This is a genomic window from Phreatobacter sp. GW821-FHT04C01 (assembly GCF_059420385.1).
This window is the reverse complement of sequence record NZ_JBWKTP010000003.1, coordinates 834,573-855,796: the sequence shown is the minus strand read 5'-3', so window position 1 is coordinate 855,796 and position 21,224 is coordinate 834,573. Positions and strand designations below refer to the sequence as shown.

General features: G+C 67.7%; 19 protein-coding genes. 2 read left to right on the top strand and 17 right to left on the bottom strand.

Going from position 1 to position 21,224, the window contains the following annotated elements:
- Window positions 1-205: 205 nt before the first annotated feature.
- On the top strand, window positions 206-511 hold the full coding sequence (locus tag AC07WJ_RS15760; protein WP_494935523.1) for a hypothetical protein: 306 nt from the start codon (window positions 206-208) through the stop codon (window positions 509-511).
- Window positions 512-586: 75 nt separating this feature from the next.
- Here AC07WJ_RS15760 and AC07WJ_RS15755 read toward each other — a convergent pair whose 3' ends face one another.
- Entirely contained in the window at window positions 587-1,993 is a 1,407-nt protein-coding gene (locus AC07WJ_RS15755) for an FAD-binding oxidoreductase (RefSeq protein WP_494935522.1), read from the bottom strand.
- A 159-nt stretch (window positions 1,994-2,152) separates the two neighbouring features.
- Between AC07WJ_RS15755 and AC07WJ_RS15750 the strand changes: the two genes are divergently transcribed.
- Complete coding sequence (locus AC07WJ_RS15750) at window positions 2,153-2,671, top strand: thioesterase family protein (RefSeq protein WP_494935521.1); 519 nt, start codon at window positions 2,153-2,155, stop codon at window positions 2,669-2,671.
- On the opposite strand, the gene AC07WJ_RS15745 is transcribed toward AC07WJ_RS15750, so the two are convergent.
- The 16 genes from AC07WJ_RS15745 to ftsW form a co-directional block, all read right to left on the bottom strand.
- Window positions 2,661-2,822 (bottom strand): hypothetical protein, encoded by a 162-nt coding sequence (locus tag AC07WJ_RS15745; RefSeq protein WP_494935520.1) that lies wholly within the window; start codon window positions 2,820-2,822, stop codon window positions 2,661-2,663. The two genes, AC07WJ_RS15750 and AC07WJ_RS15745, sit on opposite strands and share 11 nt — an antisense overlap.
- 86 nt (window positions 2,823-2,908) lie before the next feature.
- Window positions 2,909-3,145 carry a hypothetical protein gene (locus tag AC07WJ_RS15740; protein ID WP_494935519.1) on the bottom strand — a complete coding sequence of 79 codons (237 nt, stop codon included), beginning with the start codon at window positions 3,143-3,145 and terminating at the stop codon, window positions 2,909-2,911.
- 168 nt (window positions 3,146-3,313) lie between these two features.
- The gene (locus tag AC07WJ_RS15735; protein WP_494935518.1) at window positions 3,314-4,195 is read right to left on the bottom strand and encodes a 3'-5' exonuclease; all 882 of its coding nucleotides are present in this window, start codon (window positions 4,193-4,195) and stop codon (window positions 3,314-3,316) included.
- Window positions 4,196-4,242: 47 nt separating this feature from the next.
- Entirely contained in the window at window positions 4,243-6,663 is a 2,421-nt protein-coding gene (ligA, locus tag AC07WJ_RS15730) for an NAD-dependent DNA ligase LigA (protein ID WP_494935517.1), read from the bottom strand.
- An 81-nt stretch (window positions 6,664-6,744) separates the two neighbouring features.
- Window positions 6,745-7,464, bottom strand: a complete 720-nt coding sequence (locus AC07WJ_RS15725; protein ID WP_494935516.1) for a hypothetical protein — start codon at window positions 7,462-7,464, stop codon at window positions 6,745-6,747.
- On the bottom strand, window positions 7,464-9,119 hold the full coding sequence (recN, locus tag AC07WJ_RS15720; protein WP_494935515.1) for a DNA repair protein RecN: 1,656 nt from the start codon (window positions 9,117-9,119) through the stop codon (window positions 7,464-7,466). The genes AC07WJ_RS15725 and recN overlap by 1 nt, the downstream gene beginning before the upstream one ends.
- A 117-nt stretch (window positions 9,120-9,236) precedes the next feature.
- Window positions 9,237-10,112 (bottom strand): outer membrane protein assembly factor BamD, encoded by an 876-nt coding sequence (locus tag AC07WJ_RS15715; RefSeq protein WP_136961274.1) that lies wholly within the window; start codon window positions 10,110-10,112, stop codon window positions 9,237-9,239.
- A 130-nt stretch (window positions 10,113-10,242) separates the two neighbouring features.
- Window positions 10,243-11,175, bottom strand: a complete 933-nt coding sequence (lpxC, locus tag AC07WJ_RS15710; RefSeq protein WP_494935514.1) for a UDP-3-O-acyl-N-acetylglucosamine deacetylase — start codon at window positions 11,173-11,175, stop codon at window positions 10,243-10,245.
- A gap of 359 nt (window positions 11,176-11,534) precedes the next feature.
- Complete coding sequence (ftsZ, locus tag AC07WJ_RS15705; protein ID WP_494935513.1) at window positions 11,535-13,235, bottom strand: cell division protein FtsZ; 1,701 nt, start codon at window positions 13,233-13,235, stop codon at window positions 11,535-11,537.
- A 123-nt stretch (window positions 13,236-13,358) separates the two neighbouring features.
- Window positions 13,359-14,684: a cell division protein FtsA gene (ftsA, locus tag AC07WJ_RS15700; protein ID WP_494935512.1), complete on the bottom strand. Its 1,326-nt coding sequence runs from the start codon at window positions 14,682-14,684 to the stop codon at window positions 13,359-13,361.
- Window positions 14,681-15,697, bottom strand: coding sequence for a cell division protein FtsQ/DivIB (locus AC07WJ_RS15695; RefSeq protein WP_494935511.1), 1,017 nt, complete (start codon window positions 15,695-15,697; stop codon window positions 14,681-14,683). The genes ftsA and AC07WJ_RS15695 overlap by 4 nt, the downstream gene beginning before the upstream one ends.
- Entirely contained in the window at window positions 15,664-16,587 is a 924-nt protein-coding gene (locus AC07WJ_RS15690; protein ID WP_494935510.1) for a D-alanine--D-alanine ligase, read from the bottom strand. The genes AC07WJ_RS15695 and AC07WJ_RS15690 overlap by 34 nt, the downstream gene beginning before the upstream one ends.
- 10 nt (window positions 16,588-16,597) lie before the next feature.
- Window positions 16,598-17,533: a UDP-N-acetylmuramate dehydrogenase gene (murB, locus tag AC07WJ_RS15685; RefSeq protein ID WP_494935509.1), complete on the bottom strand. Its 936-nt coding sequence runs from the start codon at window positions 17,531-17,533 to the stop codon at window positions 16,598-16,600.
- 4 nt (window positions 17,534-17,537) lie between these two features.
- The gene (gene murC, locus AC07WJ_RS15680; protein WP_494935508.1) at window positions 17,538-18,950 is read right to left on the bottom strand and encodes a UDP-N-acetylmuramate--L-alanine ligase; all 1,413 of its coding nucleotides are present in this window, start codon (window positions 18,948-18,950) and stop codon (window positions 17,538-17,540) included.
- Window positions 18,947-20,065: an undecaprenyldiphospho-muramoylpentapeptide beta-N-acetylglucosaminyltransferase gene (murG, locus tag AC07WJ_RS15675; RefSeq protein WP_494935507.1), complete on the bottom strand. Its 1,119-nt coding sequence runs from the start codon at window positions 20,063-20,065 to the stop codon at window positions 18,947-18,949. Before murG ends, murC begins: the two co-directional genes overlap by 4 nt.
- Window position 20,066: 1 nt before the next feature.
- Window positions 20,067-21,212: a putative lipid II flippase FtsW gene (gene ftsW / locus AC07WJ_RS15670; protein ID WP_494935506.1), complete on the bottom strand. Its 1,146-nt coding sequence runs from the start codon at window positions 21,210-21,212 to the stop codon at window positions 20,067-20,069.
- Window positions 21,213-21,224: the final 12 nt, after the last annotated feature.

Genomic DNA, 21,224 nt, shown 5'->3' with positions numbered 1-21,224 from the left:
CCTTGTCATCGCTCCTCGGCCATAACAGCCGCGACGGATTCGTTCTCTCCTGCCCAAGTCATCAGGGAGAATGACGTTCTGCCGGCGTGAATGAGGGCGCGGGCGAAGACTATAATACCGTCAACAGCAGTGGCGAAGGACCAGACTGTTTGAAATCATTTTAATCAAACCTTCGCCGTGACATCCTTATCTGGAGCAATCCCCAATGACCTCCCGCATTATTCTTGGCCTCGTGGCCGGCCTCCTCGTCTTTTCCAATGGTTCCGTGCGCGCCGCCGACGAAGTCGGAGTGCCCGAGTGCGACCGCTTCATCACCAGCTATGAGACCTGCGTGACCACCCGGGCTCCGGCCGAGCATCGCGCCACCCTCACCCAGCAGATCGCCCAGATGCGCACCCAGTGGAAGGCGCTCGCCGCCAACCCGCAGACGCGCACGCAGTTGCAGCAGGCCTGCACCATGCAGGCCGAGCAGATGAAACAGGCCATGGCGCCGATGGGCTGCACCTTCTGAGCCGGCCACCGCCCGGCATTTCCGGCACGCGGGCCCGCACGGCCCGCGTGCCGATGGTCCTTGCGCGCGGCCGGATCAGCCCGCGACGATCTTGCCGGGGTTCATGATGCCGGCCGGATCGACCGCGTGTTTCAAGGCGCCCATCAGCGCCAGCGCCGCGGCGCCATGCTCCGCCTTCAGATATTTCATCTTGCCCTGGCCGACGCCGTGCTCGCCGGTGCAGGTGCCGCCCATGGCCAGCGCCCGTTCGACGATCCGGCCCATGAAGGCGGTGACGCGTGCGACATCGGCCGGATCGGTCTCGTCCATCAGCGGCAGGACGTGGAAATTGCCGTCGCCGACATGGCCGACAATGGGCGCGACCAGGCCGGTCTCGACAATATCCTTCTTGGTCTCGTCGATGCACTCGGCAAGCCGCGACAGCGGCACGCAGACATCGGACGACTGGCTCTTGGTGCCGGGCCGGAGCGCCAGCGCCGCCCAATAGGCATCGTGGCGCGCCTGCCAGAGCCGCGAGCGGTCCTCGGCCTTGACGGCCCATTCGAAATTGCCGCCGCCGAAATCGTCGGCGATCGCCCGGAACCGCTCGACCTGCTCGGCGACGCCGGCATCGGTGCCGTGAAACTCGAGCAGCAGCAGCGGGCTCTCGGGCAGCGACAGTTTCGAATAGGTGTTGACCGCCTTGACCTGGACCTCGTCGAGCAGCTCGATGCGCGCCATCGGAATGCCGCTCTGGATGGCGGCGATCGTGGTGTCGGCGGCAGCCTTCACCGACGGAAACGAGCAGACGGCGGCCGAGATCGCCTCGGGAATGCCGTGCAGCTTGAGGGTGATCTTGGTGATCAGGCCGAGCGTGCCCTCGGAGCCGACGAACAGATGGGTGAGATCGTAGCCGGCCGAGCTCTTCTTGGCGCGTCGCGCGGTTTCGATCACCTCGCCATTCGGCAAGACCACTTCGAGCGCGATGACGTTCTCCTTCATCGTGCCGTAGCGCACCGCATTGGTGCCGGAGGCACGCGTCGAGGCCATGCCGCCGATGGAGGCGTCGGCGCCGGGATCGATCGGGAAGAACAGACCCATGTCGCGCAGATATTCGTTGAGCTGCTTGCGCGTGACGCCGGGCTCGACCACCACGTCCAGGTCCTCGGCGTGCACCGCGATGATCGCCTTCATCAGCGAGGTATCGACGGAAATGCCACCATGCGGCGCATTGACATGGCCTTCCAGCGACGAGCCCGTGCCGAAGGGAATGACCGGCACGTCATGCCTGGCGGCAAGCTTCATGACAGCGACGCAGTCCTCGACCGTTTCGGGAAAGACCACGATGTCCGGCGGCTGGTTGGGGATGAAGGTGAGCGTATGGCCGTGCTGCTGGCGTACGGCTTCCGAGGTCACCGCGCGATTGCCGAACAGGGCCTGCAATTCGGCGGTGACGGCGCCGAGCACCGCGGCGGTTGGACGGGTTCTGGCGGATGCGGTCATGACATGCTCCTCGGGGCCGACGCGGCCGCTCGGGCGGCTTCATCTTGGGCAAGCCGCAAGCTTAGCCGGGCGGCCGGGTGCACGGAAGCGCCGCGAGCGCGCGGAGGGCCGTCGTTCGGCGGGATTGCGGGCGGCGCGAGGCTCGCTTAATCGAGTGTCATGACCGCGTTCGACATCTGCCCGGACACCGGGCTTGCCATCACGCCACGCATGGCGATCCGTCCGGAATGGATCGACTATAACGGCCACCTGAACGTGGCGTTTTACGTCAAGCTGTTCGACGAGGGCATCGACCTCTTGTTCGAACGCCAGGGGCTGGCCGAATCCTATGTCCGGGACAGGCAGCTCGGCTTCTTCGCCGCCGAGCTGCACGTGCGCTATCTGCGCGAGCTGCATTTGGCCGATCCGGTCCAGGTCCGGCTGCAACTGCTCGATTTCGACGCCAAGCGTTTCCACTACTGGGTGGAGCTGATCCATGCCGAAGAGCGCTGGCTGTCGGCCACCATGGAATCCATGCTGCTGCATGTCGACATGACGACCCGCAAGGTGGCGCCGTTCCCCGACGACGTCATGGCGAAGCTCGACGCCTGGAAGCGGCTTTCGGCCGACCGCGGCACGCCCGAGGGCGTCGGCAAGACGATCGGTATTCCCCGGAAAACGGCCCCGGTTAGCGGCTGAACGGCAAGGTGAACGCGCCGGCGAGCGTGCGCAGGATGCCCGCCCGCTTGACCTCATCGACCGGCACGGCGGCCTGGTCGGCGCGCAACGCACGCGCGGCGCGCTCCCGGCTGCGGTCGCGCAGCAAATGGGCGAGGACGGCGATCAACATGGGAAACTCCAAAACCCCGGGCCGATGACCGCGGGGCTCACATGGGATTGCGCGGTCCCGCGAACGGGACCGCCGCAGGGTCGGTGTCAGAAGCTCGTCATCATGCTGCGCGTGCGGCGCACCATCTGGGTGCGGGTCATGCCGAGACGGGACAGTTCCTCGTCCGACAGATGCGCCAGATAGCCGTTGACATAGGTCTGGGCGCGCAATTGCTGCGCTTCGACGAATGCGTCGTAACCGGCACGCAGGAACGATTTCCAGCTGCGCCTGGTCGGAGCCGGCGTGGCGGCGGAGCCGAGCTTGTCGAGTGTGATGGTGGCCATGGTCTTCTCTCCTCTGAAAGCGAGTGGACGACCTCGAGGCTTCCTCCCTTTCGACATCCGCTATTTTGGTGCAGTGCAGCAGATTCGCAAGATTGTGCACCGCAACATCAGCCTTGCCACCTTTGCATGGCTCGGCTCACCAAGGCTTAACCATGGCTGGTTCGCCCTTCAGCGGGCGGGTCGGACCATCGCCGCCGGGCCCCATGTCAGGCGCCAGCGGTGCAGCCTCTCGACATCGGCGATATTGTCGGAGAGGAGAGCATCGACACAGCCGTCGAACAGACCCAGAATATGCTTGCAACGCAAGCGGTTGCGGCCGGCGGCGCAGGTGCATGAGGTGACGAGCGCGCCGCCGCGGATCTCGCCGACCACCTCGTAATGATCGCCGCTGCTGCCCCGGACGGCGAAGCGCAGGCTGTCGCCACGGTCTTGCCCGGCCGCGGCCTGTGGGCGCGGCGGGCGCCGGGGTGCCGCACCGGCTGCCGGCGCGGCCTGCGGCAAGATGTCCCGGCCGGACAGCTGCCGGATGTCTTCGACACCCGCCCCCCGTGCCGCGGCGAGCGCGACCTCGGCGCAGGCGAAGGCATCTTCGCCCGCGTCATGGTGGCGGAAACGAATGCCGAGATGACGCGCGATCGATGCGAGATCGAAACCCGGCGCCGCCGGCCATGCCCGGCGGGCAACCGCCAGGGTGCAGATCGCGGAAAAACCCGGCAGCCGCATGCCATAGGCGGTCAAGGTCTGGCGCAGCACCGAGACGTCAAAGGCGGCGTTGTGGGCGAGCACCGTGCCGCCCTCGATATCGCCGAGGAATTCGGCGATCACCTCGGGAAATTCGCCGCAGGCCGCGACGTCGCCGGGGCGAATGCCGTGGATTCTGATGTTCCACGGGCTGAAGCGCATCCCGGCCGGCCGGATCAGGCGATGTTCGCGGCGCGTCACCCGGCCCGCCTCGATCCAGGCCAGCCCGATCGCGCAGGGGCTGGCGCGGCTCTCATTGGCCGTCTCGAAATCAATGGCGACCACGCTCATCGCTGCACCGTCGCCCATGCCGTGTGCCCGGCCTCGCGCCGGCGCCTCACCCGCTGCAACCGCATTCAAGACCCCTGGATCAGGCGGAGCCACTCGTCTTCGGACAGCACCTTCACCCCAAGCTTTTCCGCGTCCTTCAGCTTCGAGCCGGCGCCGGGACCGGCGATGACGAAATCCGTCTTCGACGAGACCGAACCTGAAACCTTGGCGCCCAGGCGTTCCGCCCGCGCCTTGGCCTCGTCGCGGGTCATCAGCTCCAGCGAGCCGGTGAAGACCACCGTCTTTCCGGCCACCGGCGAATCGTTCGACACCGCTTCGTCCGCCTCGATCGTCACTTGGGCGAGCAGCGCCCGGACCGCGTCGGCATTGTGCGCTTCGTCGAAGAACTCGATGAGCGAATTGGTCGCCACCGTGCCGATTTCGCCGTCGTCGGCCAAAAGCTTGTAGGCCTCGGTCGGCCTTTGCGCGGCCGCGGCCTTGAGCGTCGCCATCACGGCGTCCTCGTCGCCGAAATGCTCGATCAAGGCGGCCCGCTGCGCCTTGCCGAGGCGGCCCAGGATCGTCGCCCGGTCGAGATCGGAACCATCGGCCGTCTCATGGCCGGCAGCATCGACGAGGCGCTCCAGCGTCACCGGGCCGATGCCGGGAAAACCGGAAAGCTGGAACCAGGCTTCTCCCGGCCGTCCCCTGGCGGCGGCCTCGATCGCCGGCAGCAGGACCTCGATGTCGGGGAAGCGCCGGGCCAGAGCCTTGGCGGTGGTCTCGCCGATGTGGCGGATGCCGAGGCCGAAAATGAACCGGCCGAGGCTGATCGTCCGCCGCGCCTCGATCGCGCCGAGCAGGTTCTTGATGGCTTTGTCTTCGTCCTGATCGGCCTTCTTCGAGGCCTGCCGCTTGGGTGGTTCCTTGCCCATGGCGGCGTAGCGCTCATTGCTCACCTGGATCCGGCGCTGCTCGATGGCGTGTTTCACCTCGTCGAATTTGAGGGTGAACAGATCGGCCGGAGCCTTGATCAGCCCGGCCTGGAACAGCGTCTGAATATAGATGTCGCCAAAGCCCTCGATGTCGAAGGCCAGCCGCGAAACGAAATGCCTGAGCCGCTCGACGCTCTGGGCCGGACAGATCAGCCCGCCGGTGCAACGGCGCACCGACTGGTCTTCGTCCCGGACCGCGTGGCTGCCGCAGGCCGGGCAGACCCGGGGAAACGAATAGGGCTCGGCGCCTTTCGGGCGCTGCGCCAGCACGACGTCGACGATCTGCGGGATGACGTCGCCGGCGCGCTGGACGGTGACGGTGTCGCCAATGCGGATATCGACGCCGTCGCGGATCGGCGCGCCGTCGCTGCCGATCGCCTTGATGTAATCCTCGTTGTGCAGGGTCGCGTTGGACACCACGACACCGCCGACGGTCACCGGGCGAAGCTTGGCGACCGGCGTCAGCGCGCCGGTGCGCCCGACCTGAATGTCGATGCCCTCCAGCACGGTCGTCGCCTTCTCGGCGGCAAATTTATGCGCGATGGCCCAACGCGGGCTGCGCGACACGAAACCGAGGCGTTCCTGCAAGGCGAGGCTGTCGACCTTGTAGACGACGCCGTCGATGTCGTAACCGAGGCTCGCCCGCTTGCCTTCGATCATCCGGTAATGGGCCAGAAGATCCTCGGCGCTGTGGCAGATGACGGTGAGCGGATTGACCGGAAAGCCCAGGCTCCTGAACCAGTCGACCATGCCGAACTGGCTGTCGCGCGGCAAAGGCGGAGTGATCTCGCCCCAGGTATAGGCGAAGAAGCGCAGCGGCCGCTCGGCGGTGATGCGCGCGTCGAGCTGGCGCAGCGAGCCGGCCGCGGCATTGCGCGGATTGGCGAAGGGCGCGAGGCCGCGCTCCTCCTGCCGGGCGTTGATGGCGCGGAAATCGTCATGGCTCAGATAGATCTCGCCGCGCACCTCCAGCACGTCGGGTGCGCCCTTCAGCGCGTGCGGCAGGCCCGCGATGGTGCGCACATTGGCGGTGACGTCCTCGCCGACGGCACCGTCGCCACGGGTGGCGGCGACCGCGAAGCTGCCGTTCTCGTAACGCAGCGTGCAGGACAGGCCGTCGATCTTCGGCTCGGCGGTCATCGCCACCGGCTCATCGGCGCCGAGGCCGAGGAAACGCCGGACCCGGCCGACGAAATCGGCGACCTCGTCATCGGCGAAAGCGTTGGACAGCGACAGCATGGGCACGGCATGGCGCACCTTGGCGAATTTGGCCGAAGGCGCGGCGCCGACCTTGCCGCTCAGGCTCTCCGCCGTCTTGAGTGCCGGAAACTGAGCCTCCAGCGCCTCGTAGCGGCGGCGCAGGGCATCGTAGTCGGCATCGGTCAGGGTTGGTGCGTCGTCCTGATAATAGAGCCGGTCGGCCTCGGCGATCCGTTCGCCGATTGCGGCATGTTCGCGTGCCGCTTCCGAGGGCTCGAGCGCGTCGACGGGTCTGGGGTCTTGTACAGGCATGATCGCAACCGGGATTCGGGAACCGCGCGATCATAGGGGGCCCGGAGGCGCGATGCGAGCGGGCGCGCGCTTTCCCCGCGCCTATTCGAAGACGCCGAGATTCATGCCTTGCGCCCGCCCCTCGGCGATGACGGCGGCGCGGCCCGGCCACCACATCGAGACGATGCCGCGAACGCCGTAGCGGGCCAGTGCCACCGGGCTCGCCGTCCACTCGTCGGCGCCGTCGCGCGAACCGGCAAGCGGCGGCTGGTCATAGGTGAGCGCGCCGTCGACGCCGATCTCGCGAAAGAAACCTTGGGTCAGGGCCAGCAGTTCGCGCTCTTCGCCGCGGCCGAACAGGCCGCCAAAGGCCGCCGGCGCGATGCCGCCATGGAACACGACGAGCGAGCGGGGCGCGACGATTTTCCGGCGCGCGGCGGTGAACAGGAAATTGGCGCAGGACGAGGCGCATTGGCGCTGGACGACAAGGGTCAGGCCACGCGCCCTGATCGCGCGGGCCAGGCGCACCGACACCGTCACCTCGCCGCCCTCCGAGGTGATCACCATGGTGCTGATTGCTCGGTCCGCGGCGATCAGGGCCATGGCGCGCTCGGCGCTGGCGCGGGTGATTTCTCCGGAAAAGCACAGGGTCGGTCCGGCGGCACGGACCGAGGGCCCCGCCCCGGCCGCGCATTGACCGGCCGGGTCGCCGCCCGGGCCCTGGGCCAGGCCCGGCCGCGGCAGGCCGAGGACCGCCATGGCGGCCAGCGCGAGGCCAAACGCCGCGACGCCCGGCCGAAGGCCCTGGGCCCGCCGGCCCATCAGCCCACCGTCAGCAGCCGCTCGGCCGCCGCCCGCGCCTCGTCGGTAATGGTTTCGCCGGCCAGCATGCGGGCGAGCTCCTCGCGCCTGAGGTCGAAGCCGAGCGGCTTGACGCGGGTCGCGACCCGTTCGCCGGCGGCTTCCTTGGCGATCAGGTAGTGGCGCGTCGCCTTGGCGGCGACCTGCGGGGCATGGGTGACCGAAAGCACCTGGACCCGCGCGCCGAGCCGCGACAGCCGCTGCCCGATGGCATCCGCCACCGCGCCGCCGACACCGGTGTCGATCTCGTCGAAGACCAGCGTCGGCGCCGAGCCCTGATCGGCCAGGACCACCTTCAGCGCCAGCATGAAACGCGACAGCTCGCCGCCCGAGGCGACCTTCATCATCGGGCCCGGGCGCGTGCCCGGATTGGTCTGGACCCAGAACTCCGCCCGGTCGATGCCCTCCGCGCCGGCACCGTCATGGCTCATCTCGGTGATGAAGCGGGCCCGGTCGAGCTTGAGCGGACCGAGCTCGGCATTGACCGCCGTGTCGAGCTTGATCGCAGTCGCCTTGCGCTTCGCGGACAGCGCCTCGGCCGCCTTGCGATAGGCCGCCTCGCCTTCGCCCGCGGCCTTTTCCAGCGCCACCAGATGGCCTTCGCCGGCGTCGAGCGCCGCGACGTCGGCCTGGTAGCGCTCGGCGAGCCCGGCCAAACCGTCGACCGGCACGGTATATTTGCGCGAGGCGGCGCGCAGCGCGAACAGCCGCTCCTCGATGCGTTCGAGCTCGCGCGGATCGAAATCGGCGGCACGCTGCGCCGCCTCGACCGCCGAGCGGGCATCCTCGATGCGGTCGAGCGCCTCGCCGAAGGCCTTGACGATCGGCTCGATCATGGCGGGGGCCTGCTGCGCCCGCCGCTCGAGCCTGCGCCAGGCGGCGGCAAGCGAGGGCACCGCGGAGCCCGGCCCGGCCAGCACGTCGGCGGCATCCGACAGGTCGGAGGCGATCTTCTCCCACTGCATCATCGCCTGCCGGCGTTCGGCGAGCTGGGTTTCCTCACCGGCCTCCGGCTTGAGCTTGGTCAGCTCTGCAACCGCATGGCGCAGGAAGTCGCCGTCGGCGCGCGCCTTGGCAAGGCGCGCCTGCGCCGCCTCGACCGCCCGGCGGGCGTCACGCCAGCCCTTCCAGGCGATGCGCACGCCTTCCGCATCCGGCAGCAGGCCGCCATAGGCATCGACGAGCGCGCGATGAGCCTCGGGCTCGACCAGCGCCCGATCGGCATGCTGGCCATGAATCTCGACCAGCGAGGCGCCAATGGCGCGCAGCACCTGGACGCTGACGGCCTGGTCGTTGACGAAGGCGCGCGTGCGCCCGTCGGCAAGCTGCACCCGGCGCAGGATGACGTCGCCATCGGTATCGAGATCGGCTTCCGCCGCGATCCGGCGCGCCGGATGGTCCGCGGCCACATCGAACACCGCGGTCACCTGGCCCTGGGCCTGGCCATGGCGGACAAGCGCTGCGTCGCCGCGCGCACCAAGCGCCAGCGAGGTCGCGTCGAGCAGGATCGATTTGCCGGCACCGGTCTCGCCGGTGAGCACCGACAAGCCTTCGCCGAAGGTCAGATCGAGCCTGTCGATCAGGACGATGTCGCGGATCGAAAGCTGGGCAAGCATGAGCGGTTCGCGTTTTCCCTGCCGAAACCCCAGAGCACGTCCCGCCCAGACGATTCAGGCTGGGCGGGACGTGCTCTGGCTACGGCTTATCGCGAACGGGGAGCGAACGGAAGGGCGTCAGCCGGTGACACGGCGGAAGGCACGGCTGATCCACGAGCCGGTGTCCTCGCGCGGTGCCAGGCCTTGGGTGGCGATCAGCGCGTAGCTGTCCTTGTACCACTGGCTGTCGGGGAAATTGTGCCCGAGAACCGCGGCCGCGGTCTGCGCCTCGTTGACGATGCCGAGCGACATGTAGCACTCGGTCAGGCGCGCCAGCGCTTCCTCGACGTGGCGGGTGGTCTGGAACTGCGAGACCACGGTCCGGTAGCGGTTGATCGCTCCGGCGAACTGGCGCCGCTCGAGATAATAGCGGCCGACCATCATCTCACGGCCGGCGAGCTGGTCGCGGGCGACCTCGATCTTGCGGCGCGCGGCGGTGGCATATTCCGACTGCGGCCACTTGCGGGTGACCTCCTCGAGCACGACCAGCGCGCGCTCGGTGCGGCCCTGGTCGCGATTGACGTCGGGGATCTGATCATATTGCGCGGCGCCCATCAGGTACTGGGCGTAGGCGGCGTCCGACGAGCCGGGATGCAGCTGGATATAGCGACGCGCCTGGTTGATCGTCTCTTCGTAGTCCTGGGCTTCGTAATAGGAGTAGGCGGCCATGACCAAGGCCCGCTTGGCCCATTCCGTATAGGGATGGGTGCGGTCGATTTCCATGAACTTCAGCGCGGCGCGGCGCCAGTCGCGCCGGTTCTGCAGCGCCAGGCCTTCGTTGTAGAGCTTCTCGGCCGGCTCATCCGGCAGGTTGGTCGGGTCAGGACCGGCAAACAGGTTTCCGAACGACGGCGCATTGGCGCAAGCGCCGAGCGGGAAGGTCGCAGCCAGTACCGTGGCCAGCACGAAAGTGCGGCGCGGCAGTCGATCAAACGGACGCTTTACCAAGCTCACGAACCTTCCCCGGTCTTCCCTGCGGCCCCCACAGCCCGGCAAGCTCTTACCTTAAAATAAACAGCGGGGCCACTGCCCCGCCGAATGCTTCTGATCATGGGGTTGAGGCCAGAATGCGGCGCCCGGACACTCAGTTGGCGTCGGGTCCGTAGGCCGGCATCGCGACACCGATATCGGCATGGCCGCGGTCGCGCCGAACCGTCGATTCGACCATTTCGTAAGCGGTCGGATCGGCGAACAGAGCCTGCAGCAGGGAAACGTTCATGCGATGGCCACCGCGATAGGAGCGGAACCGCCCGATGATCGGCGCGCCGGCCAGCGACAGGTCGCCAATGGCGTCGAGCAGCTTGTGGCGAACGAATTCGTCGCGGAAGCGCAGGCCTTCGGGATTGAGGATCCGGTCGTCGCCGACCACGATCGTGTTCTCAAGCGAGGCGCCGAGCGCGCGATTCGCGGCCCAGAGCTTGGAGACGTCCTGCATGAAGCCGAAGGTGCGGGCGCGCGCGATGTCGCGGCGGAACACGGTCGGGTCGATCTCGACGCCATAGACCTGGCGGCCGACCAGCGGATTGGCGAAATCGATCTCGACTTCCATCCGCATGCCGCGGTCGTGCGGATGCAGCTCGACCGAACCACGGTCGGTCTCGACCATGACGGTCTTGAGGATCTTGATGGCGCGGCGCGACGCCGGCAGCGTCGCCAGGCCGACCTGGTCGATCGCCGCGACGAAAGGACCGGCCGAACCGTCGAGAATCGGCATTTCCGGACCGTCGACTTCGACGACGCAATTGTCGACACCGAGGCCGGAGAAGGCGGCCATCAGGTGCTCGACGGTCGCCACGCCACCACGCTCGGGATGGCCGATGACCGTCGACAGATCAGCGGAGGAGACGTTGCGGAAGACGGCGGGGAGTTCGAGATGATCCTGGTCGGAACGAAGGAAGGCTATTCCCGTGCCGGCTTCCGCCGGATGCAAGGTCACCGAGACGGCGGCGCCACTATGGACACCGATTCCCTCGAGTTGGACCTGCTCGCGAAGCGTCGTTTGCCGTGCAGTCTTCATATCGACCGTCTCTGCCACCCGCTCACCCAGATCGATTGACCTGTGTGCTGCCGGGGCGGCCCCCTTCATGACCCATCGAACCCGCTGTCCAAATCCCCATTCGCGGGTTTCGGCGGTTTCACTGCGAATCAGAATCGCAGTGGTGATTCATCACAGGCTCGAACGGGCCGGACCATAGACAGCGCCCCCAGGGGTGCCAAGTCACGGTTTGTGTCCGACTGTTACCAAATTTCGGTCGCATTTTCGCGGACGTGTTAACACTATAAAAAGCGTGACTTAACAAAAGCTTACCCGGGCACTGGGGCCCGGGTAAGTTGATCGGCTGCAAGATTTGGTAACAATTGGCGTGTGGACGACGCTCAGTTCGCCTGACGCCGCAGGAAGGCGGGAATATCCAGGTGGTCGTCCTCGGTGCGCGCCTGCGGCGCGGCCGGACGGCCGTGGATATCGAGGCCTGCCGGCTCGCGCCGGATCTGCGGGGCCGGCGCCGCCGGCCGCTGGGCCTGCGGAGCCGGGCGGGCGGGCGCCAGAGGCGGCGCCATGCGCGGCTGCGGCGCGGGCGCCTCCTGCTCGTCGGCGCGGCGGGTGAAGCCGATCGCGGCGAGCTTGTCCATCAGCGAGGTGCGCTTGCGCTCCACCGGATTGTCGGCCGGAGCCGCGACCGGAGCCGCCTGCTGGGCAGCGCGCATCTGCTGCTGGCCGGGCCGCGGCAGTTCGTCGACGCTCGGCATGCGCACCGGGCGCATGTGCTTTTCGGCAGCCGGCGGGATGAAGTCGCGGGCCGGCATCGGCTCGTCGCGCGGCGGCAGGCGCGGCGCGTCGAGTTCGACCGGTGCCTCACGGAACAGCGAGGGCTTGGCCGGAACCGGCTGCAACGTCACTTCGCTGGCGGTGATCACCGGCTGCGGCGGCGCAAGCGGCGCCTCCATGGCCGGCGCCTGACGCATCTGGACTTCGGCCGGGTGGGCCTCCATCGCCGTGCGCGTATCGACGACCGGCGGCTGGGCCGGCGTCATCGAAGCGAGCTTCTGGGTGTTCTGCTTCAGCTTGGCGGTCAGCTCGGCAATGGTCGAGCCGCCGACGTTCTGATTGGGGATGTGATCGATGCCGGTGGCCACCACGGAAACGCGGATCGTGCCGTCGAGCGCGGCGTCGAAGGTGGCGCCGAGGATGATATTGGCTTCCGGGTCCACCTCCTCGCGGATGCGGGTGGCCGCTTCGTCGACCTCGAACAGGGTCAGGTCGTTGCCGCCGGTGATCGAGATCAGCAGGCCGCGCGCGCCGCGCATCGACACGTCGTCGAGCAGCGGATTGGCGATCGCGCCCTCGGCCGCCGTGATGGCGCGCCGCTCGCCGGTCGCCTCGCCCGTGCCCATCATCGCCTTGCCCATGTCGCGCATGACGGCGCGGACGTCGGCGAAGTCGAGATTGATCAGGCCTTCCTTCACCATCAGGTCGGTAATGCAGGCGACGCCCGAATAGAGCACCTGGTCGGCCATGGCGAAGGCGTCGGTGAAGGTGGTCTTCTCGTTGGCCACCCGGAACAGGTTCTGGTTCGGGATGACGATCAGCGTGTCGACCGACTTCTGCAGCTCGATGATGCCGGATTCCGCCGTCTTCATGCGGCGCACGCCCTCGAAGTGGAAGGGCTTGGTGACGACGCCGACCGTCAGGATGCCGAGCTCGCGGGCAACCCGCGCGATGACCGGAGCAGCGCCCGTGCCGGTACCGCCGCCCATGCCGGCGGTGATGAAGGCCATGTGCGAACCGGCGAGCTGGTCGCGAATCTCGTCCAGCACCTCTTCGGCCGCGGCCGCACCGACTTCCGGGTGCGACCCGGCGCCGAGCCCCGAGGTGACCGCGATGCCCATCTGGATGATGCGATCAGCCTTGGCCGAGAGCAGCGCCTGGGCATCGGTATTGGCGACCACGAAGTCGCAACCGAGCAGGCCGCCCTCGATCATGTTGTTGACGGCATTGCCGCCGGCGCCGCCCACCCCGAACACGGTGATCCGGGGCTTGAGTTCCCGGATATCGGGCATCTTCAGGTTGATTGTCATCATGAGCCTCGTTCGAATCACTCACGCGACCGCCACATCGCGTTTCTAACTCAGGTTTCGCGGCCGGTGGCGCCCGGTCTGCGATTTTTTTATCCAGCCAGCCTTTCGGCGGGCCGGATGGTTTCAAAAACTCTCGCGGATCCACTTGCCGACGCGCGAGAAATAGCCGTCCGTGCCGGTCGCGGCGAAGAAGCGCCGCTGCGGCTCGAAATGTTCGATGCCTGCGATCTGCGGATAGACCGTGAGACCGACAGCCGCCGCGAAGGGAGGTCCCTTGGCGCTGTCGGGAAGTCCGGTGATGCCGACCGGGCGGGCAACCCGCACCTGGCGGCCGAGCACCTGGGCGGCGAGATCGGCGAGGCCCGGCAATTGCGAGCCGCCGCCGGTCAGCACGACCCGCCGGCCGGCTTCGGCCGCGGCGCCCGAGGCGACCAGGCGATCGCGGACCATTTCCAGGATCTCGTCGACGCGCGGGCGGATGATGCGGATGACCTGGGCGCGGGTGACCTGGTTCGGCAGGTCGCGCTCGTCCTCGGAGATCGAGGGAACGTTGATGATGTCGCGCTCGTCCGACTTGGCCGCGAAACAGGCGCCGTTCAGCACCTTGATGCGCTCGGCGTCGCTCAGGCGGGCCGACAGGCCGCGGGCGATGTCCATGGTCACGTGATGGGAGCCGACGGCGACGGCGTCGGCATGGACGAAATGGCTGCCGGCGAACACGGCGAGCGTCGTGGTGCCGGCGCCCATGTCGATGCACACCGTGCCGAGCTCGGCCTCGTCGTCGGTCAGCACCGACAGGCCCGAGGCGAAGGGGGCAGCCACCATGGCCTCGACGGTCAGGTGGCAGCGCTCGACGCAGAGCATCAGGTTGCGCGCCGAGGCGACGTCGCAGGTCGCGACATGCATGTCGACGCCGAGGCTGGAGCCGAGCATGCCGCGCGGATCCTTGATGCCCCGGGTCTCGTCGAGCCGGAAGCCGATCGGCATGGAATGCAGCACCGCGCGGCCCTGGCGGACCGAATGGTCGGAGGCCGCCTCCAGCACGCGGTGCAGGTCGTGGTCCTGCACCCTGGGCGTCGCGCAGGTGACCCGCGCCTCATATTGTTCGGAACCGATGCGGCCGGCCGAGACCGTGACGATGACACGGTCGACCTGGACCTCGGCCATGCGCTCGGCGGCATCGACCGCCTGGCGGATCGAGGCTTCGGCCTTGGCCATGTCGGCGACGCTGCCGGATTTCATGCCGCGTGCACGGGTGTGCCCGATGCCGAGCACCTCCGCCTTGTGGGTGCGGTTGGGCAGGATGTCGGATCCCTCGCGCGGCCTGAGCCGGGCGATCATGCAGACGATCTTCGACGTGCCGATATCCAGCACGCAGAGAATAGCGGAACGACGCGGCGAGATCGGCCGCATCTTCGGGGTCAGGCCGTATTTGAAGGGAGAGGTCATGTGTCCGTCCCCGCTCGCCTGCGGGCGCGCTGGCGCTCCTTCAGCGTCGCCTCATGGGCACGGAAGGCATCGTCCGACAGGCGGACCGTGACGCGGCCGGGCACGCGCAGGTCGATCACCGAGACGTCGCGGGTCATCAATTTCTTTTCGGCGTCGAGCCGGGCGAGCGTTGCCAGCGCCTGGTCGACGTCGCTGTCGGGCAGGCGCACGTCGATGCCGTTCTTCAGCACCAGGGTCCAGCGGCGCTCGGCGACCAGCACGGCCGCACGCACATTGCCGGCAATGCCGGGGCGCTCGTTCATCAGCCCGACGATCTCGCGCACGCGCTTCTCGGCGCCGCGCCCGACGACCAGCGGCAGGCTCTGGAAGCGGCTGTCGAGCCGATCGACGATGACCGTGCCGTCGGCGGCGATGACGGCGATCTTGCCGTCGCGCTGCCACAGCGCGAAGGCCTCGCGCTCGACGATCTCGACCAGCAGCTGGTCGGGATAGAGTTTCTGCACGGTGGCTTCCGCGATCCAGGGGTTGGCCGTCAGGCGCGTACGCGCCGCGGCCGGATCGAAGAACAGGACCGAGGTGGTCGGGCTGATGCCCGCCGCCTCGAGGATTTCGGGCTGGCTCAGCTTGGTATTGCCGGTGAGCCTGACGGCACGCACCTGCAGGCCGACGGCATTGGCCATGTCGTCGCCGAAGGCGAGAATCGCGCCGTTGAGCGCGGGCCAGTGGCCACCGCGCTGAACGCCGTAGAGACCGGTGGAGGCCAGGAGCAGCGCCGTCGCATAGGCCCCGGCATGACGCGGGATATGCAAATTGGCGATTCGCACCGAAAGACGGCGCAGCCAGAAATCCCAGGCGCTCGGACGCGCATAGGGTTCGGCAGAGGCGGCCTGCGCCGCGGCCATGCTGCGGCGATGGCGGGCGAGCAGGCTGCGATGCGCAAGCAGAAGCGCGTCCGCACCGACCCTATCGAGTCGTGCGATCAGCGATCTAGCGAAGCGTCCAACACCATCCATTCGACCAGCTCTGCGAACGAAATGCCTTCGTGAGCGGCCATGTCAGGGACAAGCGAAGTCCCGGTCATCCCGGGCTGCGTGTTGACTTCGAGACAGACGAGGTCCCCGGTTCCGCCGGGCGTGTCGTCGTATCGGAAGTCCGCACGGCTGACCCCTTTACAGCCGAGCGCATGATGCGCTGCGAGGGACAGTCTTTGGACCTCAGAGTAAATATTTGGTTTAAGCGGTGCAGGAATCAGGTGCTTCGATCCGCCGGGCGCATATTTCGCCTCATAGTCGTAGAAGCGGTTGTCCTGTACGATTTCGATCACGGCCAGCGCCCGGTCGCCCATGACGGCGCAGGTCAGCTCGCGCCCGGCGATGAAGGGCTCGACCAGCACGGTTTCATCGAGGCCCCATTCGGACGAATTCAGCTCCTGGGGCGGATGCTCGTGCTCGGCGGTGACGATGAAGACGCCGATGGAAGAGCCTTCGGCATTGGGTTTTACGACATAGGGACGCGCGATCAGGTGCTCGCGCGCCGCTTCCCGGCGGTGCACGCGCAAGCCCCCGGGCACGACGATGCCGGACGCCGCCAGGACGCGCTTGGCCATGGCCTTGTCCATGGCGAGCGCCGACGACATGACACCGGAATGGCTGTAGGGGATGCGCATCACCTCGAGGATGGCCGAGAGGGTTCCGTCTTCGCCGGGCCTGCCATGCGTGACGTTGAGGACCACATCCGGTTTCAACGCGGCCAGGCGCAGCGCGATATCGCGGCCGACATCGATTCGCGTCACCGGATAGCCAAGTGATTCGAGGGCATCGGCGCAGGCCTTGCCCGACCGCAGCGACACTTCCCGCTCGGCGGACCAGCCGCCCATCAGGACGGCGACGTGCGGTTTGTTCATGCCCTTGTCCTCACTCATCGCCCGGCCGGCCAGACTGGCCGACCCGCTTGATTTCCCAGTGCAGCTCGATGCCGCTGCTGTCCTTGACGCGCCGGCGGACCTCCTCGCCCAAGGCCTCGATATCGGTCGAGGTGGCCTCGGGCGAGGCGATCAGGAAATTGGTGTGCAGTTCGGAAACCTGGGCGCCGCCCAGGCGGAAGCCGCGGCAACCGGCCTGATCGACCAGCTTCCAGGCGGAATGGCCGTCCGGGTTCTTGAAGGTCGAGCCGCCGGTGCGGGTATTGACCGGCTGGGTCGCCGAGCGTTGCCGGGTGATCTCGTCCATGGCGGCGAGCAAGGCGGCAGGCTCGCCCGCGCTTCCCTGAAACAGCGCCGAGACGAAGATCATGTCATCGGGTACGGCGCTGTGGCGATAACCGAAACCCATGCCGGCATGATCGAAGATCTCGGTCCGACCCGCGCGGGAAACGGCGCGCGCCTCGACCAGGATGTCGGTGACCTCGCCGCCATAGGCGCCGCCATTCATCCTGAGCGCGCCGCCGATGGCGCCGGGAATGCCACGCAGGAAGGCGAAACCGGCAAGGCCCGCTTCGGCTGCCGCGCGCGCAACCTTGACGTCGGGGACGGCCGCGCCTGCACGCAGGCGGTGGTCCGGCAACAGTTCGATTTCGCCGAATGATTTTCCGAGTTTGATAACGACTCCGGCCACGCCGCCGTCGCGCACCAGCAGGTTGGAGCCGAGGCCGACGACCATGACCGGCCAGTCGAGCGGGATGTGGCGAAGGAATTGCACCAGGTCGAGTTCGCCCGCCGGCTCGAACAGAAGCTGCGCCGGTCCGCCGGTGCGGAACCAGGAGAACGGCTTCATCGAGGCATTGGCGGTGAGCTGGCCTTGCAGGCCCGGCACCAGCGCGCGAACGATCGGGGTCAGATCCTCGAAAGCCATCGGCTCACCCGGAGCTTGCCAGCTTGTCGAGCTCGCCCGGCAGGGCATAGGCCCATTGCGTGATGTTGCCGGCGCCGAGGCAAATGACATAGTCGCCGGGCTTGGCGAGGCCGGCGACGATGCCTGCCAGCTGATGGGCCCCGTCGAGCGCGATGACCGATTTGTGCCCGCGCGTCTTCAGGCCGGACACGAGATCCTCGCGTGAGGCGCCCGGAATCGGCTGTTCGCCGGCCGCGTAGACATCGGCAACGATCACCGTGTCGGCATCGTTGAAACAGGTACAGAACTCGTTGAACAGCGAGGCGAGCCGGGTGTAGCGGTGCGGCTGGACCACGGCGATGACCTGGTTCTCGGTCGAGGCGCGGGCCGCCTTCAGCACCGCCGCGATCTCGACGGGGTGATGGCCGTAATCGTCGAAAATGGTCGCGCCGTTCCACTCGCCGGTGCGGGTGAAGCGCCGCTTGACGCCGCCGAAACCGGCCAGCGCCTTGCGGATCTGCGGCCCGGCCATGCCCAGTTCCCTGGCCACCGCGATCGCCGAGGTGGCGTTCAGCGCGTTGTGCTTGCCGGGCATGGGCAGCACCAGGTCCTCGATCTCCTCGATGACCGCGCCGGCCCGATCGCGAAACTGGACCTTGAAGCGGCAGCGGCCGCCGGTCAGGTCGATATCGGTGATCCGGACGTCGGCCTGGGGGTTCTCGCCATAGGTGATGACGCGCCGGTCGGCGATCGAGCCGACCATGTCCTGGACCACCGGATGGTCGATGCACATGACGGCGAAACCGTAGAACGGGATGTTCTCGACAAAGGCGCGGAAGGCCGCCTTCACCGCGTCGAAATCGCCGTAATGGTCGAGATGCTCGGGATCGATATTGGTGACGATGGCGACATCGGCCGGCAGTTTCAGGAAGGAGCCGTCGGATTCGTCGGCCTCGACCACCATCCAGTTGCCGGCGCCGAGCCGGGCATTGGTGCCGAGCGCATTGATGATGCCGCCATTGACGATGGTCGGATCGAAGCCGCCGGCATCGAGCAAGGTGGAAACCATCGAGGTCGTGGTGGTCTTGCCATGGGTGCCGGCAATGGCGACGCAGGATTTCAGCCGCATCAGCTCGGCCAGCATCTCGGCCCGGCGCACCACCGGGATACGCCGCTCGCGCGCGGCGACCAGTTCCGGATTGTCCTTCCGGATGGCGGTCGAGACCACCACCACCTCGGCCTCGCCGAGGTTTTCGGTGGCATGGCCAATGGAAATGGTCGCGCCGCGGTCCTTCAGGCGCTTGATCGTATAGCCCTCGGCGGCGTCCGAGCCCTGCACCTTGTAGCCGAGATTGAGCAGGACCTCGGCGATGCCGGACATGCCGATGCCGCCGATGCCGATGAAATGGATGGGTCCGATGTCGCGGGGAAGTTTCATGGAACAGGTCCTGCCGGGGCAATTCCGGCGGTTTTAAGAACAAGGTCGGCCAGACGGTCGGCCGCATCCGCGTGGCCTTGCGCTTTTGCCGCTGCCGCCGCCGCGATCAGCGGCGAGGGATCGGCCAGAAGCCCGGTCAATTCGCCGGCCAGCCAGTCAGGGGTAAAATCGGCCTGTTTCACCACGGTCGCGGCCATGGCGGAGGCAAGCGTCGCGGCATTCATCAGCTGATCCTGGTCGAGCGCATGGGGCAAGGGCACCAGGATCGACGGGCGGCCGATGACCGAAAGCTCGGCAACCGTCGAGGCGCCGGAGCGGGCGATGACCAGATGCGACCTGGCGAGCCAGCCCGGCAGGTCGACGAAAAACGGCGCGACTTCGGCATCGACCCCGAGCCGCTGATAGGCGGCCTTGACATTGGCCTCGTCCTCGCCGCGCGCCTGCTGGACGACCAGGAGGCGTGCGCGCGCCGCCGGGTCGAGGCGCTCCAGCGCGGCCGGCAGGATTTCGCTCATGACGCGGGCGCCCTGGCTGCCGCCGAAGACGCAGAGGCGGAACGGGCCGCCGGCGACGGGGGGATCATAAGGCAGAGCGGCGGCGGTGATCACCATCGGCCGCACGGGGTTGCCGGTGAAGGTCGCCTTGCGCGCCAGTGCCGGGTCCTTGTCGAGCACGCCGGGAAAACTGGTGGCGATGGCGGTGGCGCGGGCGCTCAGCTGGCGGTTCGCCCGGCCCATCACGGCATTCTGGTCGTGAATGATGGTCGGCACGCCGAGCTGGCTCGCGGCGAACATCGGCGGCAAGGTGGGATAGCCACCGAAGCCGACGACGGCCTTCGGCTTCAGCACGCGAATGACCTTGCGCGCGTGCAGATAGCCGCGCCCGAGCGTCAGCCCGGTCTTCAGCAGGGCCAGCGGGTTCTTCGAGGTGACGGTGGCGGCCGCGACGATATGGGTGGCGCGCGCCGGGAAGGCGCGGCCATATTTCTCGGCCCGCTCGTCGGTCACCAGGTCGACCAGGCAGCCGCGCGCGGCGAGCGCCACGCTGAGCGCCTCGGCGGGGAACAGGTGGCCGCCGGTGCCACCGGCGCAGACCAGCACGAGAGGTTGGCTCATCTCACGCCCTGGCCTGGTAATGGCTCAATTCGGCGAGCGTCTCGGCCCGCGGCCGTCGCCGCGTCAGGGCGATCAGCATGCCCATGCCGAAGGCGAGCGCGATCAGCGACGAACCGCCATAGGAAACGAAGGGCAAGGTCATGCCCTTGGGCGGGATCAGATGCAGGTTGACCATCAGGTTGATGCAGCTCTGCAGGCCGAACAGCATGGCGAGCCCGGCCACCGCGAAGCGGCAGAACGGATCCTCGTCCTTATAGGCGTGGTTCAGCGAGCGCAGCACGATGAAGGCGAACAGCGCCACGATGACCAGACACAGGATGACGCCGAACTCTTCCGCCGCCACGGCGAAGATGAAATCGGTGTGGCTGTCCGGAATGATCCGCTTCACCGTGCCCTCCCCCGGGCCCTTGCCGAACCAGCCGCCCTGCTGGAAAGCGTCGATGGCGACATCGACCTGGAAGGTGTCGGCGGTGCCGGGCTCGAGGAATTTGTCGACGCGCCGGCGGACGTGGCCGAAGGTGTAGTAGGCGCTGATCAGGCCGGCCGCGCCGACCCCGGCCAGGCCGAAGACCCAGAGCCAGCGCATGCCGGCCATGAAGAACAGGGCGGCCCAGACCACGGTGATCAGCGTGGTCTGGCCGACATCCGGCTGCATGACCAGCGGCGTCACGGTGGCGAGCAGCAGCAGGATGGCCAGGATATTGGCCGGCATTTCCGGACGCTTGGCACTTTCGGCGAAGAGCCAGGCGGCCAGCACCACGAAGGCGGGTTTCAGGAATTCGGACGGCTGCAGGCCGATACCGGCGAAATTCAGCCAGCGCCGGGCCCCCTTGATCTCGGTGCCGATGAACAGGGTCGCGACCACCATGATCAGCGCGCCGACGAAAGCGGCGAAAGCCAGCCGCCGGATCCAGCGCGGCGGCAGGAACGAGGTGATGATCAGCACGGCCGTCGCCGGGATCAGGAAGAACACCTGCCGGTTGACGAAGTGAAAGGTGTCGAGACCGATGCGATGGGCGACCGCGGGCGAGGCCGCGAGCGACAGCACGATGCCCGACAGCATCAGGGCGAACAGGGCGGAGAGCAGCAGCCGGTCGACCGTCCACCACCATTCGCCGAAGGCCGTGCGTTCAGCCCGGGAGATCATGCGCTTTCTCCA

Bases quoted from the DNA above. Each gene is read 5' to 3' on its own strand.
- AC07WJ_RS15760 (WP_494935523.1), top strand. From the start codon at position 206: ATGACCTCCCGCATTATTCTTGGCCTCGTGGCCGGCCTCCTCGTCTTT.
- AC07WJ_RS15755 (WP_494935522.1), bottom strand. From the start codon at position 1,993: ATGACCGCATCCGCCAGAACCCGTCCAACCGCCGCGGTGCTCGGCGCC.
- AC07WJ_RS15750 (WP_494935521.1), top strand. From the start codon at position 2,153: ATGACCGCGTTCGACATCTGCCCGGACACCGGGCTTGCCATCACGCCA.
- AC07WJ_RS15745 (WP_494935520.1), bottom strand. From the start codon at position 2,822: ATGTTGATCGCCGTCCTCGCCCATTTGCTGCGCGACCGCAGCCGGGAG.
- AC07WJ_RS15740 (WP_494935519.1), bottom strand. From the start codon at position 3,145: ATGGCCACCATCACACTCGACAAGCTCGGCTCCGCCGCCACGCCGGCT.
- AC07WJ_RS15735 (WP_494935518.1), bottom strand. From the start codon at position 4,195: ATGGGCGACGGTGCAGCGATGAGCGTGGTCGCCATTGATTTCGAGACG.
- ligA (WP_494935517.1), bottom strand. From the start codon at position 6,663: ATGCCTGTACAAGACCCCAGACCCGTCGACGCGCTCGAGCCCTCGGAA.
- AC07WJ_RS15725 (WP_494935516.1), bottom strand. From the start codon at position 7,464: ATGGGCCGGCGGGCCCAGGGCCTTCGGCCGGGCGTCGCGGCGTTTGGC.
- recN (WP_494935515.1), bottom strand. From the start codon at position 9,119: ATGCTTGCCCAGCTTTCGATCCGCGACATCGTCCTGATCGACAGGCTC.
- lpxC (WP_494935514.1), bottom strand. From the start codon at position 11,175: ATGAAGACTGCACGGCAAACGACGCTTCGCGAGCAGGTCCAACTCGAG.
- ftsZ (WP_494935513.1), bottom strand. From the start codon at position 13,235: ATGACAATCAACCTGAAGATGCCCGATATCCGGGAACTCAAGCCCCGG.
- ftsA (WP_494935512.1), bottom strand. From the start codon at position 14,684: ATGACCTCTCCCTTCAAATACGGCCTGACCCCGAAGATGCGGCCGATC.
- AC07WJ_RS15695 (WP_494935511.1), bottom strand. From the start codon at position 15,697: ATGGATGGTGTTGGACGCTTCGCTAGATCGCTGATCGCACGACTCGAT.
- AC07WJ_RS15690 (WP_494935510.1), bottom strand. From the start codon at position 16,587: ATGAACAAACCGCACGTCGCCGTCCTGATGGGCGGCTGGTCCGCCGAG.
- murB (WP_494935509.1), bottom strand. From the start codon at position 17,533: ATGGCTTTCGAGGATCTGACCCCGATCGTTCGCGCGCTGGTGCCGGGC.
- murC (WP_494935508.1), bottom strand. From the start codon at position 18,950: ATGAAACTTCCCCGCGACATCGGACCCATCCATTTCATCGGCATCGGC.
- murG (WP_494935507.1), bottom strand. From the start codon at position 20,065: ATGAGCCAACCTCTCGTGCTGGTCTGCGCCGGTGGCACCGGCGGCCAC.
- ftsW (WP_494935506.1), bottom strand. From the start codon at position 21,212: ATGATCTCCCGGGCTGAACGCACGGCCTTCGGCGAATGGTGGTGGACG.